The organism is Sinomonas sp., from assembly GCF_036848755.1.
Taxonomy (GTDB): domain Bacteria; phylum Actinomycetota; class Actinomycetes; order Actinomycetales; family Micrococcaceae; genus Sinomonas.
In genome coordinates this window covers 1-15,911 of record NZ_DAIUJO010000084.1, presented here as the reverse complement: position 1 = coordinate 15,911, position 15,911 = coordinate 1, and the positions used below count along the sequence as shown (strand labels likewise).

The window sequence follows — 15,911 nt, the reverse complement described above, 5'->3', positions numbered from 1 at the left end:
ACGAACGTCAGGATTCCGACGGCGGAGACCACGGGCCGCGAGAGCGGCATGATGACCGACCAGTAGATGCGCCAGTAGCTCGCGCCGTCGACCCTCGCGGCCTCCTCGAGCTCCCGGGGGAGCCCATCGAAGAACTGCTTGAAGATGAACACCGCCACGACTGCTGGAACCTGCGGGAGGATGACCGACCAATAGGTGTTGAGCAGGCCCATGGCGGCAAGCTCGCGGAAGACGGGAACGACGAGAACCTGGGTGGGCACCATGATGCCTGCGACCACGAGCAGGAAGACGAGCTTGCGCCCCCGGAACCGCATGCGGGAGAGGGGGTAGGCGGCCATCGAGGCGAACGCCACCGTGAGGATGACGGTCAGACCGGAGGTGATCGCGCTTGCGAGGTACCAGTTCCACAGGTCGCCCGAGCCGAGCAGCACCGAGTACGAGTGCCCGGTCAGCTGTGTGTCCGCGAGGATCGCGGGTGCCCCGAGGGAAGCCGTGGAGTTGGACGTGAACGACGTCTTGATCGCCCAGACTGTCGGAAGGAGCCACAGGAGGGCGAGCAGGCAGAGCACGACGGCGGCGGCGAACCGGAATCCGCGGGCTTCCTTCGCGTTGGGAGCCTTGGTAGGCGCGGCCGTGGCCGCGGACGTGATGAAACGGCGGTTTCTCGCAGTCTGGACGGTCGCCATGTCAGGCCCTCGCATCCTGTGCTCGGGTGATGAGCTGCCGCGCCGCAGCGATCAGCAGGATCACGATGAAGAGGAGGACCGACGCCGCCGAAGCCGCTCCGACGCGATCGCTCGTGAAGGCCGTGTTGGCGATGAACGTGAGGGCGACGTCGGTGGACTGTCCGGGGCCGCCGCTGGTCATGAGGTAGATCTGATCGAAGATCTTGAGGCTCGCGATGATCTGGAGCAGGACTACGAGCGTCGTCGTCCTCCCGAGCAGGGGGATGGTGATGAAGCGGATCTGCTGCCAGGGCGAGGCCCCATCCACGGCGGCAGCCTCATAGAGCTCGCGGGGAATGTCCTGGAGGGCCGCGAGGTAGAGGATGAAGTTGAAGCCGATCGTCCACCAGACGGTTGCCGCGGCGACGCCGGCCATGGCCCACGCGGGGTCGGCGAGGACGGGGGTCGGCGCGACGCCGAGGAACGCCTGCAGCTCGTTGAGGAGGCCTGTGTCCGGGGTGAAGATGAAGGACCAGATGAGCGCGATCGAGGCCGACGGCAGGATGAAGGGGACGAAGAACGCCAGGCGGAAGAACCACTGTCCGCGGCCCACGCGGTTCGTGAGGACGGCCATGACGAAGCCGAGCACCACGAGTGGCGGCGTTGTATAGAGGGTGAACTGCACCGTGTGCCACATGGCAGACCAGAAGTCCGGGCGCGAGAGCATCTCGGCGTAGTTGCCCAGCCCGGCGAAGCTGCCGAAGCCGGACTTGACCAAGCTCGTATTGAAGAAGCTGGCCACGAGCATGTAGAGCGTCGGGCCGATGAGGAAGACGAGGTAGACGATGGCGAACGGTGCGAGGAAGAGCCACGCAGGTCGGCTCTGGCGGGGCTGCTGCCGAACGGCTGCGCTCTTCGTCGAGCCCGTTCTCGGGATTCTGAGGCTGGGGGTCGTGATAGTCGTCATGGGAGATCTCCGCTCTTGATTTCGCTCGTCACAGAGGGTTCGCTGCGTGCAGATACGGCGACAGCTGTGAATTGATGTTCGCGAGCGCCGCGTCGGGAGAGGCGAGGTGCTGCTGGACGAGCGCGATCTGCGCTCCGACGATGTTCTCGAACACCGATCCCGACCCGGAGTACCACGCGAGCGCGTCGTAGTGCGTGTACTGGGCGACCTCCGAGTAGCTCGCCTGTGGCTCGAGCTTCTGGTATTCGCTGCTCGTGAGCGTGGGCAGGTAGGCCGGGATGTGCCCGCCCTGCGCCCAGGTCATGCTCTGCTTGAGCATCGCCGCGATGAACCCCATCGCGAGCTGGGTCTCGGCAGGGGTGCGGTCCTTCTTGGGCAGGACGAACGTGTGCGAGTCGGCTTGAGCCGCCTTTCGGTCGAAGAGCTGGGGGAAGGGCGCCATGCCGAACTTGAGGTCCTTCACGGCCTGCGCCGTCGTCAGCTCCCATTCGCCTTCGAGGTAGAACGCGGCCTTGCCGGTGAACATGAGCTCCTCGGCGCCGGCGTAGTCGGCGATCGGAGCGAGCCAGCCCTGGGTGCTCATCCGCTGGATGTACGCGAGCGTCTTCCTCGCGAGGTCCTGGTTGACCGTGATGCTCCGTCCGCTGTCTCCGAGGAAGGGCGTGCTTCCGTCCATCTGCGAGTAGAGCGTCTGGAAGAAGCGCCACGGGGTGGCGTAGTCGCCGACGCTCGCGGAGGCCACAGCGTGCGCACCCGTTGCCTTCTTCGCAGCGTCGAGGGCAGCTTCCCACTGGTCCACGCCGCGGATCGGTTTCAGCTTGCCGCTGCCGTCGAGCAGTCCCGCCTTCTGACACACGTCCACGTTGTAGAAGAGCACGAACGGATGCGTATCGAGCGGAATGGCGAAGTTCTGGCCGTCGCGTTTCTGGTTCGCCCACGCGTTCTGATTGAAGTCCGAAGCGGTGAGGCCGACACTCGCAAGCATGTCGTCCGTGATCGGGGTGAGCAGGTCTGCCTCGGCGAGGTTCTGCATGCGGGTCAGGTGGGAGACAGCCACATCCGGAGGCTGGCCGCCTACGGTCGCCAGCGTGAGCTTGGTGTAATAGGGGTCGCCCCATGCGAAGGTCGCCGCGGTGAGCGAGTTCGAACCGTGCTGCTTCGTGTAGGTGTCCAGCATGCTCTGGAGCCGCGCGCCGTCGCCGCCGCCGAAGAGGTTCCAGAAGGTCACGGTCGAGGTGTCGAGCTGGGTGCGGACCAGGCCTGCCGCGAGCGGCGAGTCGCATCCGGCGAGCAGGGGCGCGGCCCCGAGGGCCGCGGCTCCAGCGAACAGTCCCCGCAGGAGGGTACGACGGCGGAGCTCGCCTTCCGGACGTGGGCTCATTGCCCGCGTCCCAGCTCGAGGACGGTCCACGACACGGGCGGCAAGGTCACGTGGAGGAGGCGGTCCTCCTCCTTTGCAAGGCCCTCGCGAGGCACGACGGCGCCCGGTTCCTCGGCGCTGTTACGCCGGTACGGGTCGTCGTCGGTCAGCACGCTGACATTCCGGACGCGAGCGTCGCCGAGCGCGCCGAGGTCGATTTCGACGTCGATCGTCGCGTCCGGCGTCCTGTTGACGAGGAAGACGGCGCCCGAGTCCGAGGCGTCGTCCCAGGTCGCGATCCCGTCGACGCTCGAAACGGTTCCGTGTGCCGCGGTGTCATGCGTCGGCGTGTCGAGATGCAGGGGGACCGCGACGCCTCGGGCCAGCCGCGCAGCCTGGGCGAAGGGATGGAAGATCGTCTGGCGCCACGCGGGGCCGCCCGGTTCGGCCATGATCGGGGCGATGACGTTGACGAGCTGCGCCTGGCAGGCTGCAGTGACACGGTCGCAGTGCTTGAGGAGCGAGATGATGAGGCCGCCCACGACGACGGCGTCGGCGACGTTGTACTTGTCTTCGAGGAGGCGCGGTCCGATGGGCCATTCGCCGCCTGTGGGGACCTTGGACTCGTCGCGGGACTGGTACCACACGTTCCACTCGTCGACCGAGATCGAGATCCTCTTGCTGCTGCGCCGCTTGGCACCGACGTGGTCAGCGGTCGCGATGACCGCCTCGATGAAGTGGTCGAGGTCGACCCCGGAGGCGAGGAAGCTTGCGAGGTCTCCGTCCTTCTCCTCGTAGTAGCGGTGCAGGGAGATGTAGTCGACCTCGTCGTAGCAGGCCTCGAGCACCGTGCGCTCCCAGTCGCCGAACGTCGGCATGAAGGGTCCGGAGCTCCCGCACGCGACGAGTTCGAGACCGGGATCCACCATCCGCATCGCGCGGGCCGCGGTCACGGCTGCGGTGCCATAGGTCTGGGCGTCCATATGGCCGATCTGCCACGGTCCGTCCATCTCGTTTCCGAGGCACCACATGCGCACCCCGTAGGGCTCCTCGTGGCCGTTGCGACGCCGAAGGTCCGCCATCGCGGTCGGCGCCGAACCGTTGACGTAGTCGAGCAGATCGACGGCGTCGAGGACCCCGCCAGTGCCGAGGTTCACGGCCCACATCGGCTCGACGCCGGCCTTCGCGCACCAGCTGAGGAACTCGTCGGTGCCCACTTTGTTGGGCTCCAGGCTGTGCCACGCGAGGTCCAGCCGCGCCGGCCGGTCTTCAACGGGGCCGATGCCGTCGCGCCACCGGTAGCCGGAGACGAAGTTGCCGCCGGGATATCGGACGATGGTCGCTCCGAGCTCGCGGACGAGTTCCAGGACGTCTGTCCGGAAGCCTTCCTCGTCTGCACTGGGATGGTCTGGCTCGAAGATCCCCGTATAGACGCAGCGCCCGAGATGCTCGACGAAGGAGCCGAAGAGGCGGCGGGAGACGGGCGCGAGTGCCTGGTGCGGATCGAGCACGCCACGGGCAGTGGTGGTGGACGGCATGGGACTCCAATCAGTTGCGGCGCCCGCTGGGCGAGACCACTTCGGTGTGATCTGCGCCTCACGTTACATCGTTGTAAAAGGTGCGACAAGGGGTCTCCTGTGACCGGTCCCACCGGTGTTGGGGAGCTTGGGGGGCTCAGCCGAGCCGTGCCCGCCTGATTCAGCCGGTGCTGGCCCGGCGCTGGATCGAGAAGGGCACCGTGACCCTGCGCGGAGCGCGGCCGCGGTGCTCGATCTGCTCGAGCAGTAGCCGCACGGCCTCTTCGGCCATCGCGCCCCGGCTGAAGCTCACGCTCGTCAAGGCGGGAACCGCGTACTTGCTCATGGCAAGGTCGTCGAATCCGGCCACGGATACGTCCGCAGGCACCGAGAGGCCCGCAGAGGCAAGGACGGAGAGCGCACCGTAGGCGAGACTGTCCGTGAAGCAGAAGAGGGCGTCGGGGGGATCGTGCTGGACCAAGAACGCGGACAGCGCCGCGGCTCCCCCTGCGGAATGCCAGTCCTCGCAGACAATCTCGAGCTCCGGTTCCCACGGCAGGCCGAGTTCCGCGAGCGCTTCCCGATAGCCGCGCGTGCGCGTTTCGGCCGTGGCGGCGGCGCCGGGTCGCCGCGCACCCAGGACGGCAATCCGCCGTCGTCCGCTTTCGGCGAGCATCCTCGTCACGGCTCGCGCTGCGCCCACGCTGTCCACGCCCACCCCGTCGACGATGTTCTGCTGTACCTCGCCCAGGATCACGGCGGGCGGCAGGACGATCCCGGGCGTCACGGCGCTCTGGTCGAGTACGAGTGGGTTGAGGATCAGTCCGTCGACAAGGTTCGCGCGAGCCTTCGTGAGGAGCTGCAGTTCGCGCTCGGGGTCATAGCCAGTCTCTTCGAGCTGGACGGCAAGCTGGTGGCGGTGGGCGGCCTCTACCACTTCGTGGACGAGTTCAGCCGAATAGAGGGTGCCCAGGTCCGGCAGGGCCAGTGCGATGAGCCCCGACCGTCCGTTGCGGAGGCCACGAGCCGAGAGGTTGGGAACGTAGTCGAGGCTTGCCATGGCCGACTCGACCCGTTCGCGGGTATCCGGGCTGACCCTGACGGTTCCGTTGACGACGTTGGAGACCGTCTTGGGGGACACGCCGGCGAGGCGTGCGACGTCCCTGACGGTGGCCCGCATCTGCGCCTCCCATGTTGAGCATGGCGTGCGCCATGGCTCTCGATTCTTTCACGAGAGGGGAGATGGGGGGTGCGGGCCGGCGGCGGCTGGGGAGGAAGGATGCCTCCGTCCGGCGAACGCGCCCTTCCGACGCCGCCGGCCCAGTCCCCATAAAGGCCCTTGCTTGACCTCCGTCCACCCTAGGGACTCTCGACGCGAAAGGATACGGGCCTTAGGTCCCTTCCGCCCGTCCGCTTGATGCTGATGGCTGAGGCGGGGACCGGGCGGCCGCCGCGGGTCCGGCACACGGCTCATGAGCAGAGGGCGACCTGTCCTGACCGGCGTGCCGAGCGATTGACCGCGCCGGCCTACCGTCGAGTATGCCGCGAGACTGCGGGGAGAGATCGATTGGGCTTTCCCAATCACCTCGGTCCCAGAGGGCACTCCTGAACAAAATCTGAAAGATATGTTGCAGCTCGGTAACAACCGTAATCTGAAACGTCGCTTTCGTAGCCAGCGCGCTGTTACTGTGCGTAGGCTGTGGGGCATGTGAGGCGCGCCACGTCCCTGTCTGGGGGAGGGCCGTCCGCCGGAAGCTTCCGGCACTGAATTCACGGAACATAGGAGGCGGAATGCGTTTCAGGCGTATTTCGAAGGTGGTTGGGGTTGCAGCTGCGGCTGTCCTGGCCCTCAGCGCCTGCGCGACCCAAGGCGGCGGAACGGCGGCCTCGTCGTCGTCGAGTAGCGGGGCGGCCAAGCAGGGCGGGAGCGCCACGGTCGTCGAGGTGAACGCGTTCAACACGTTCAACTCGAATACCGCTAACGGCAATACGGACATCAACTCGAAGATCAGCTACGCGACCCACATGGGCTTCTACTATGTGGACAACAAGCTGAAGGTCGTGCACAACGACAAGTTCGGCTCGTACGAGAAGACCTCGGACAACCCGCTGACCGTGAAGTACACGATCAACGACGGCGTCAAGTGGTCGGACGGCACCCCGGTGACCGCGTACGACGTCGCCCTCAACTGGGCGGCAAACTCGGGGTGGTTCGACGATGCGAGCGCCGATGGCAAGACCGGCACGAGCTACTTCTCGACGGCGGCCTCGACCCAGGGCCTCAACAACACGAACTTCCCTGACGTCTCTTCAGACGGCAAGACGTTCACGCTCACGTACACGACGCCGTACTCCGACTGGGAGACGGCGATCGGTGGCAACAACGGCACGATCGACATCCCGGCGCACATTGTCGCCAAGCATGCAGGCCTGTCGGACGCCAAGGCGCTCTACGACCTCATGAAGGGCATGAAGAAGGGCGATCCGTCCAGCCCGCAGCCGGTCAACGAGACCCTCAAGAAGGCTGCCGACTTCTACAACACCGGCTTCGATACCAAGACGCTGCCTACGGACACGAGCCTGTTCCTCTCGAACGGCCCGTACGTCGTCAAGGACATGGTCCCGGACCAGTCCATGACGCTCGTCCGCAACAAGGACTACAACTGGGGCCCGGCGGCTCACCTCGACCAGATCGTGGTGCGCTACATCGGCTCGGCGCCGGCCCAGATCCAAGCCCTCAAGAACGGCGAGGCGGACATCATCGCCCCGCAGGCCTCGTCGGACACGATCCAGCAGCTCAAGGCCCTCCAGGGCGTCACGGTCGATCAGGGCAACCAGCTCTCGTACGACCACGTCGACCTGAACTTCAGCGGTGTCTTTGCGGACCAGAACGTCCGCACGGCGTTCATGCTCACGGTTCCGCGCCAGGACATCCTGACCAAGCTGATCAGCCAGATGGATCCGAACGCGAAGCCTCTCGACTCGCAGATCTTCGTGCCGCAGCAGGCCGGCTACGCTGATTCGGTCAAGAACAACGGCTCGTCCGCCTACGATTCGGTCAACATCGACAAGGCCAAGCAACTCCTTGCCGGCAAGACCCCCACGGTCCGGATCATGTACAACAAGGACAACCCGAACCGTGTTGACGCCTACACGCTCATTGCGGCGAGCGCTGCAAAGGCTGGCTTCAAGGTCGTCGACGGCGGTCTGGGAGCCTCTGACTGGGGCAAGGCGCTCGGCAACGGCACCTACGATGCCTCGATCTTCGGCTGGATCAACCCGGGCGTCGGCGTCTCCGGCGTCCCGCAGATCTTCCAGTCGGGCAGCGGCTCGAACTTCAACAAGTTCTCGGACCCGCAGGCGGATGCGCTCATGAAGCAGCTCATCCAGACCACGGACCAGGCGAAGCAGGTGAGCCTCGAGCAGCAGATCGATGCTCGGATCTGGGCCTCGTCGTACGGTCTGCCGCTCTTCCAGGCGGTCGGCGTGGATGCGTACAGCAACCGCGTGACCGGTGTCCAGTACATGCCGAACAGCAGCGGCGTGTGGTGGAACTACTGGGACTGGGCGACCACGTAAGCACCTTCAGTTCTGATGCTGCCGAAGCGCCGGGACCGAGCTCCATGGTCCCGGCGCTTCTCAGCGCCACCCGGCATACCAGCCTCCGCCGTCGGGTCCCCGCCGACCGCGGGGCATCGCCCCCAGGCCCCCTAACGAGCTGCTCTCCCACCTATCGGGCAGCCGACTTCCAGAGGTACAAACAATCATGGTGACTTACGTCGTCCGGCGCCTCATCACCGCAGCATTGATCCTCCTCGGCGCATCGTTCCTGGTGTACAACCTCACTGCGCTGTCCGGAGATCCACTTGCTGATCTGCGCGCCAGTAATTCCCCCAACGCCGCCCAGCTCATGCAGGCGAGATCGCAGCTTCTTGACTTGGGCACCCCGGCCCCCATCCGCTACTTCAAGTGGCTCGGCGGGGCCGCTGGCTGCGTCGTCGGAAACTGCAACCTCGGCATGAACCTGGTCGGTCAGCCCGTGACCCAGGCGCTCGGCCAGGCGCTCGTCCAGACGCTCACCCTCGTGACCGGCGCGACCGTCCTTGCGATCCTCATCGGCGTCGCCCTCGGCATCGTCACCGCACTCCGCCAGTACAGCGCCCTCGACTACGGCGTGACGTTCATGGCCTTCCTCTTCTTCTCGCTGCCCATCTTCTGGGTCGCCGTCCTGCTCAAGGAATTCGGCGCGATCGACTTCAACAACTTCCTCGCGAACCCGACGATCCCGCTGCCCATCGCGCTCGGCATCGGCATCGTGCTCGGTGTGATCGCGGCTGTCGTCTCGTCGGGGGCCCTCCGACGGCGCGCCATCAATGGGGCGATCGTCTTCGCGTTCGTCACCCTCGTGTGCATCGTTGCGAGCCTCACGCACTGGTTCACGACCCCTGGCCTGGGACTCGGCGTCATCCTGATCCTGGGCGTCGGCTTCGCCTTCGCCGTCACGGTCCTCGCAGCCGGCCTTCAGAACCGACGCGCGCTGTACGCCGGCCTCACCGCCGTCCTGATCGGCGCGGTCGTCTACTTCCCGATCCAGCCGCTGCTCGACGTGGCGACCGGCCTCATGATCTTCATCCTCGCAGTCGTGACCGTTCTGGTCGGCGTTGCCGCGGGCTGGTTCTGGGGCGGCTACGACCGCGGCCAAGGCATGCGGGTCGGTGGCATCACAGCGTTCCTCGTCGGAGCCATGGTGCTTCTCGACCGCTTCATGCAGGCTTGGCCGGCTTACTACAACAACGACAGCATCCGCGGCCGTCCGATCGCCACGATTGGCGGCGCCACCCCGAACCTGCAGGGCGACTTCTGGCAGCACGGGCTCGACAGCTTCACCCACCTCATCCTGCCGACCATCGCCCTCGTCCTCATCTCGCTCGCGAGCTACACGCGCTACACCCGCTCGTCGATGCTCGAGGTCATGAACACGGACTACATCCGCACCGCCCGGGCGAAGGGCGCGAGCGAGCGATCCGTCGTCATGCGGCATGCCTTCCGCAACGCGCTCATCCCGATCTCGACCGTCGTCGCACTCGACATCGGCCAGCTGATCGGCGGCGCGGTCATCACCGAGACGGTCTTCTCGGTGCCGGGCATGGGCTACATGTTCCTCCAGGGGATCTCGCACGTCGACCCGAACCCGGTGATGGGTGTGTTCGCGTGCGTCGCGATCACCGCCCTGGCGTTCAACCTCATCGCGGACCTCGTGTACTCCGCGCTCGATCCTCGCGTTAGGGTGAAGTGACATGAGCCAGCAGTCTCAGCAAGAAGACCTCGCGGCCACCGTCCGCGCCGATGCGGCGGCCGCGCAGCCAGCCGCCGGAATCGAACCGGTCGTCGAGGCCAAAGGCCTCAGCCTCGGGCAGATCGTCCGGAAGCGCTTCTTCGGCCACTCGGGCGCACTCGCGGGTCTCATCGTCTTCGCGGCAATCTTCGTTCTCGCGTTCTCGGCCGAGGGCTGGGGGCCGTTGCCGGGTTGGTGGAAGTACCGGTTCGACCAGGTCACCCCCCTCGTCAACTTCGGTCAGCCGACATGGACTCTCGTCCCGTTCAGCTTTGGCGACCACCCGTTCGGGCAGGATCGGATCGGCCGCGACCTCTTCGCCATGACGATGCGCGGCGCCCAGCAGTCGATCACGATCATGATCATCATCGGCGTCGTAGCCGGCATCATCGGCGTCCTTGTCGGAGCGCTCTCCGGATACTTCCGGGGCTGGGTAGAGACCATCCTCATGCGCATCACGGACATCATCATCATCATCCCGGTGCTGCTCCTCGCCGCCGTCATGTCGCAGACGGCGGGACGACGTGACTCCGGGTCCTGGTTTGCCCAGTTCGCGGCGACCAACGGCGTCGTGGTGCTTGGCATCTTCCTCGGGTTCGTCGCCTGGGTCTCCCTCGCGCGCCTCGTGCGCGGCGAATTCCTCTCGCTGCGCGAACGCGAGTTCGTCGACGCCGCCCGCATCTCGGGCGCGTCCAACATGCGGATCATCTTCAAGCACATCCTGCCCAACGCCGTCGGCGTGGTGATCGTCAACGGCACCCTGCTCATGTCCTCCGCCATCCTGCTCGAGACGGCGCTGAGCTACCTCGGCGTCGGCGTCAAGGCGCCGGACACGTCGCTCGGCCTGCTCATCTCGCAGAACCAGGAGGCGTTCTCGACGCGTCCGTGGCTGTTCTGGTGGCCGGGCCTCTTCATCGTGCTCATCTGCCTCAGCATCAACTTCATCGGCGACGGGCTCCGCGACGCGTTCGACCCGCGGCAGAAGAAGTTCAACGCGAAGAGGGCGAAGGCTCGGCAGAGCCACGGGAGCTCGGTGCCGGCCGCGGCCGGAGCCGGCGCCACCGGAAGCGGTGCCGTAGGCGTGGTCGCCGAGCCCGAGGTTTCAGAGACGTCGCTCGACGTCGACGGCACCATCAATCCTGCGAGGGGCGTGGTTCCCGACCAAGAGGCGCACGGTGGTGCTCCGGACTCCGAGCGCAGGGCTCCCTGAGGTGAACGCCATTGCGGGGGAGGCTGCCGTGGCGGAGCCCGGGTCAGGCGAGGGTTGCGAAGGTCGCGCCCGCGAGCACGACGGCGACAGCCGCTATCCACCACGCTACGCCGCGTGTGACGGGCGTTTCCTCGACCAGGCCGCCTTCGATCGAGCCGCGTTCCACCAGCGCCGCCCAGCGGCGGCGAACCAGGAGCGCGGCTTGGCCCGAGACGGTGTGGCTGAGGTCGCCCGGACGAACCGACTGACCGGGGCCGTAGCTGCTCGCTGGGAGGCCGACGAGGTTGTCGGGGCGCGCGTGGCGCGCGCCCATGACTCCCGGGGCCGGAGCCGCCCAGGCAGAGAAGCGCCCCGCGCCGGTGACCAGCGTCAGGGCGTACTTCGTGTCGACGAAGGCGAGCGCCTCCCACGGCACACCGACGTCGCGCAGCGGGTTGATCAGTTCCACCCCAGCGTCGCTGACGACGACGGCCGGTCGCCAGAACAGTGCCCAGCCGGCGAAAGCCATGAGGGCCAGTGGCGCCACGAACCGCAGGCCTCCGACTCCCGACTGGGCAAGCGTCACAACCAAGCCGAACGCCGCGAGCGCCCAGAGAATGGCCGCGAGCGCCTTGTTGCTGCGGGCTTTGAACACGTCGACGGGGCCGGTGTGGTGGAGGGCGCTCATTCCCTCATCATGCAGGATCGCCCCTTGAAATTCGCCAATTCCGACCTGATGGCCACGGGCCGGCGGGAACGGTGCACGGAAGGAAGAGCAGAGGATGACTGAGAACCTCGGCATGGCAGGAAAGAGCCGCCGCTCCGAGAGGAAAGGCCCGATGGTGGCGGCCGATCTCGTCAAGGGCCAGATGGTCTTGGAGGTCAAGGACCTGAGCGTCGATTTCGGCGTCGATAAGGAGTGGGTGCCCGCCGCGATCGGCCTCAACTACGAGGTGCGGGCTGGCGAGGTCCTCGCGATCGTCGGCGAATCGGGCTCGGGCAAATCGGCGAGCTCCATGGCACTTCTCGACCTTCTCCCGTCGAACAGCCGCGTGCGGGGCAGCGTAAAGCTGGCCGGCCAGGAGTTGCTCGGGAAGGACCGTTCGGCGATCCGGCGCGTGCGAGGCAACGACGTGGCGGTGATCTTCCAGGAGCCTATGACGGCGCTCAACCCCGTGTACACGATCGGCAACCAGATTGTGGAGACGATCCGCCTGCACAACCCGATCTCACCGGACGAGGCGAAGTCTCGGGCTCTCCGGATGCTCGAGCTCGTCGAGCTCCCGGATCCCGAGAAGGCCTTCAAGTCGTATCCGCACCAGCTCTCGGGCGGCCAGCGGCAGCGCGCCATGATCGCCCAATCGCTGTCGTGCGATCCGAAGCTGCTCATCGCCGACGAGCCGACCACCGCGCTCGACGTGACGGTTCAGGCCGAGATCCTCGACCTCATGCGTCACCTCAAGGACAAGCTCAACAGCGCCGTCATCCTCATCACGCACGACATGGGGGTCGTGGCTGACCTCGCCGACCGCATCGTCGTCATGCGCCGCGGCGTCATCGTCGAGTCCGGCACGTCCGAGGAGATCTTCCACGCTCCGAAGCACGAGTACACCCAAGCGCTCCTCGCGGCCGTGCCCCACCTCGGGCAGGGCTCGGAAGAGGAGGCCGAGGTGGACATCACGGCCGCTTTGGCAGCGGCCACGGGTACCGAGCTCGAGGCGGTCGACGCCGTGGAGCTCGCCCAGCGCGAGAAGGAGAACCTCGCCGCGCTGCGAGAGTCAGCGGAGGCCGAGGCGAAGCGTCGCGGCACCCCCGTGCTCGAGCTCCGGGACGTCGCGATCGAATACCCCAAGCAGGGCCGGGTTCAGGCGTTCCGCGCGGTCGAGGGCGCAAGCCTCGTCGTGTATCCGGGGCAGGTCGTGGGCCTCGTCGGGGAGTCGGGTTCGGGCAAGACGACGATCGGACGCGCCGCCGTCGGGCTTCTTCCGGTGGCGGAAGGCTCGCTCAAGGTCGGCGGCCGGGAGATCTCGGGGCTCAAGAAGAACTCGAAGGAACTCCACGAGATCCGTCGCTCGGTGGGCATGGTGTTCCAGGACCCGTCGTCGTCCCTCAACCCCCGGCTTCCCATCGGCGAGTCGATCGGCGAGCCGATGTTCCTCGCGGGCGTCGCCAAGGGCGCCGACCTCCAGAAGCGCGTCGAGACGCTCCTCGATCAGGTCGAGCTCCCGAGGTCCTACCGCAACCGCTACCCCCATGAGCTCTCGGGCGGCCAGAAGCAGCGCGTCGGGATCGCCCGCGCCCTGTCCCTCAAGCCGAAGCTCATGGTCGCGGACGAGCCGACATCGGCGCTCGACGTCTCCGTCCAGGCGAAGGTCCTCGAGCTGTTCCAGGCCCTCCAGAAGGAGCTCGGCTTCGCGTCCCTCTTCGTGACCCACGACCTGGCGGTGATCGACGTCCTGGCCGACCACATCTGCGTCATGCAGCATGGGCGCATCGTCGAGCAGGGCTCGCGGGACCAGATCCTGCGCAACCCGCAGGAGGCCTACACCCAGCGCCTCCTCGCGGCCGTGCCGCTCCCCGATCCGGAGAAGCAGCGTGAGCGCCGCGAGCTGCGCGAACTCCTGCTCGCGAGCGGCATCGACTGACGCTCGGGCACCTCGATGGCCCCGTCCCGCAGACCAGAACCTGCGGGACGGGGCCATCGGACATGAGCCGAGGATTCGGCAGCGTGGGGGAGAGCGTAAACTAGAAGGGCTGGCCCTTCCGAGGGTCTGTTCCGTTGTGCCGCCAGCGCGTCGTGCCGATGCCCGGCCTCGGACCATCGCGACCCACCGAATCGAGCCCAAAGCGTATGTCTGAAACCGTGTCCACTGTCTTCCGCACTGACCTCCGCAACGTCGCCATCGTCGCCCACGTCGACCATGGCAAGACGACGCTCGTCGACGCCATGCTCAAGCAGACCAACTCGTTCGCCGCCCACGGCGAGATCGAGGACCGCGTGATGGACTCGGGCGATCTCGAGCGTGAAAAGGGCATCACGATCCTCGCGAAGAATACGACGGTTCAGTACGCCGGTCCGGCTGCAGCCGAGGTGGGGGAGCCGGGCGGCATCCTCATCAACGTCATCGACACCCCGGGCCACGCAGACTTCGGCGGCGAGGTCGAGCGCGGCCTCTCGATGGTCGACGGCGTCGTGCTCCTCGTCGACGCGTCGGAAGGCCCGCTCCCGCAGACCCGCTTCGTGCTTCGCAAGGCGCTCGCCTCCCACAAGCCGGTCATCCTCGTGGTCAACAAGACCGACCGACCGGATGCGCGCATCTCCGAGGTCGTGAGCGAGACCATGGACCTCCTGCTCGGTCTGGCCTCCGACCTCGCCGACGAGGTCCCCGACCTCGACCTCGACAAGGTTCTCGACGTCCCCGTCGTCTACGCTGCCGCGAAGATGGGCGCGGCGTCGCTTGAGCAGCCCGCGGACGGAACCGTTCCGGGCAACGACAATCTCGAGCCGCTCTTCGAGACCATCGTCAAGCACATCCCGGCGCCGACGTACGATCCCGAGGGCGTCCTCCAGGCGCACGTCACGAACCTGGACGCCTCGCCGTTCCTCGGCCGTCTCGCGCTCCTGCGCATCTACAACGGCACCCTCCGCAAGGGGCAGCAGGTTGCGTGGGCGCGCCACGACGGCACGATCAAGCCCGTCAAGATCACCGAGCTGCTCGCGACGAAGGCGCTCGAGCGCGTCCCCACCGAGTCAGCGGGCCCGGGAGAGATCGTGGCCGTCGCAGGCATCGAGGACATCACCATCGGCGAGACGCTCACCGACGTCGAGAACCCGCAGCCGCTCCCGCTCATCAAGGTCGACGATCCTGCGATCTCGATGACGATCGGCATCAACACCTCGCCGCTCGCCGGTCGGGTCAAGGGTGCGAAGGTGACTGCCCGCCAGGTCAAGGACCGCCTCGACAAGGAACTGATCGGCAACGTCTCGATCCGTGTTCTCCCGACCGAGCGTCCTGACGCATGGGAGGTCCAGGGCCGCGGTGAACTGGCTCTGGCGATCTTGGTGGAGCAGATGCGCCGCGAGGGCTTCGAGCTCACGGTCGGCAAGCCCCAGGTTGTCACGAAGAAGGTCGACGGGCACGTGCTCGAGCCGACCGAACACATGACGATCGACGTGCCCGAGGAGTACCTCGGGGCCGTCACGCAGCTCCTTGCCGCGCGCAAGGGCCGCATGACGAACATGGCGAACCACGGCACTGGCTGGGTCCGCATGGAGTTCATCGTCCCGTCGCGTGGCCTCATCGGGTTCCGCACGAAGTTCCTCACGGACACGCGCGGCGCTGGCATCGCGTCCTCCATTGCAGAGGGCTACGAGCCGTGGGCCGGCGACATCGAGTACCGCACGAACGGCTCGCTCGTGGCGGACCGCGCCGGCGTAGCGACCCCGTTCGCCATGATCAACCTGCAGGAGCGGGGGACGTTCTTCGTGCAGCCGACGTCCGAGGTGTATGAGGGCATGATCGTGGGCGAGAACTCGCGCGCCGACGACATGGACGTCAACATCACCAAGGAGAAGAAGCTCACCAACATGCGTTCCTCCACGGCGGACAACTTCGAGGGGCTCACCCCGCCCCGCACGCTCACGCTCGAGGAGTCCCTCGAGTTCGCGCGTGAGGACGAGTGCGTCGAGATCACCCCGGAAGACATCCGCATCCGCAAGGTCATCCTGGATGCCAACGAGCGGCTCAAGGCGAACCGGGCACGCGCCCGCGCCTGAGCCAAGTCCCGTCGAGAAGAGGTGAAGAGCGGACGACGGCGGGTGCTCGCCCGTCGTCGTCCGCTTCCTTCTTGCGCCGTCACGTCCGCAGGGTGTGTCAC

11 protein-coding genes are annotated in these 15,911 nt (G+C 66.7%); 5 read left to right on the top strand and 6 right to left on the bottom strand.

Annotation, left to right across the window (positions count from 1 at the left end; all coding sequences use genetic code 11):
- The 5 genes from V7053_RS13475 to V7053_RS13455 form a co-directional block, all read right to left on the bottom strand.
- Positions 1 to 686: carbohydrate ABC transporter permease (locus tag V7053_RS13475; protein WP_334172786.1), on the bottom strand; the 686-nt coding region annotated here is incomplete at its 3' end.
- 1 nt (position 687) lies between these two features.
- Positions 688 to 1,632: a carbohydrate ABC transporter permease gene (locus V7053_RS13470; protein ID WP_334172785.1), complete on the bottom strand. Its 945-nt coding sequence runs from the start codon at positions 1,630 to 1,632 to the stop codon at positions 688 to 690.
- A 28-nt stretch (positions 1,633 to 1,660) separates the two neighbouring features.
- On the bottom strand, positions 1,661 to 3,013 hold the full coding sequence (locus tag V7053_RS13465) for an extracellular solute-binding protein (protein WP_334172784.1): 1,353 nt from the start codon (positions 3,011 to 3,013) through the stop codon (positions 1,661 to 1,663).
- Positions 3,010 to 4,530 (bottom strand): arabinosylfuranosidase ArfA, encoded by a 1,521-nt coding sequence (gene arfA / locus V7053_RS13460; RefSeq protein ID WP_334172783.1) that lies wholly within the window; start codon positions 4,528 to 4,530, stop codon positions 3,010 to 3,012. The genes V7053_RS13465 and arfA overlap by 4 nt, the downstream gene beginning before the upstream one ends.
- A gap of 160 nt (positions 4,531 to 4,690) precedes the next feature.
- Positions 4,691 to 5,689 carry a LacI family DNA-binding transcriptional regulator gene (locus V7053_RS13455; protein WP_334172782.1) on the bottom strand — a complete coding sequence of 333 codons (999 nt, stop codon included), beginning with the start codon at positions 5,687 to 5,689 and terminating at the stop codon, positions 4,691 to 4,693.
- A 611-nt stretch (positions 5,690 to 6,300) separates the two neighbouring features.
- Between V7053_RS13455 and V7053_RS13450 the strand changes: the two genes are divergently transcribed.
- The 3 genes from V7053_RS13450 (at position 6,301) to V7053_RS13440 (ending at position 11,054) form a co-directional block, all read left to right on the top strand.
- The gene (locus V7053_RS13450) at positions 6,301 to 8,088 is read left to right on the top strand and encodes an ABC transporter family substrate-binding protein (RefSeq protein ID WP_334172781.1); all 1,788 of its coding nucleotides are present in this window, start codon (positions 6,301 to 6,303) and stop codon (positions 8,086 to 8,088) included.
- A 187-nt stretch (positions 8,089 to 8,275) separates the two neighbouring features.
- Entirely contained in the window at positions 8,276 to 9,805 is a 1,530-nt protein-coding gene (locus tag V7053_RS13445; RefSeq protein WP_334172780.1) for an ABC transporter permease, read from the top strand.
- A gap of 1 nt (position 9,806) precedes the next feature.
- Positions 9,807 to 11,054: an ABC transporter permease gene (locus V7053_RS13440; protein WP_334172779.1), complete on the top strand. Its 1,248-nt coding sequence runs from the start codon at positions 9,807 to 9,809 to the stop codon at positions 11,052 to 11,054.
- A gap of 43 nt (positions 11,055 to 11,097) precedes the next feature.
- Here the strand turns inward: V7053_RS13440 and V7053_RS13435 are convergent, their stop codons facing one another.
- Positions 11,098 to 11,721: a PH domain-containing protein gene (locus V7053_RS13435; protein WP_334172778.1), complete on the bottom strand. Its 624-nt coding sequence runs from the start codon at positions 11,719 to 11,721 to the stop codon at positions 11,098 to 11,100.
- A 151-nt stretch (positions 11,722 to 11,872) separates the two neighbouring features.
- On the opposite strand from V7053_RS13435, the gene V7053_RS13430 reads away from it, so the two are divergent.
- Positions 11,873 to 13,678 carry an ABC transporter ATP-binding protein gene (locus tag V7053_RS13430; RefSeq protein WP_334172787.1) on the top strand — a complete coding sequence of 602 codons (1,806 nt, stop codon included), beginning with the start codon at positions 11,873 to 11,875 and terminating at the stop codon, positions 13,676 to 13,678.
- Between the two features lie 206 nt (positions 13,679 to 13,884).
- A complete protein-coding gene (gene typA, locus V7053_RS13425) occupies positions 13,885 to 15,810 on the top strand; it encodes a translational GTPase TypA (protein WP_334172777.1) in 1,926 nt (641 codons plus the stop codon).
- The last annotated feature ends 101 nt before the right edge of the window (positions 15,811 to 15,911 follow it).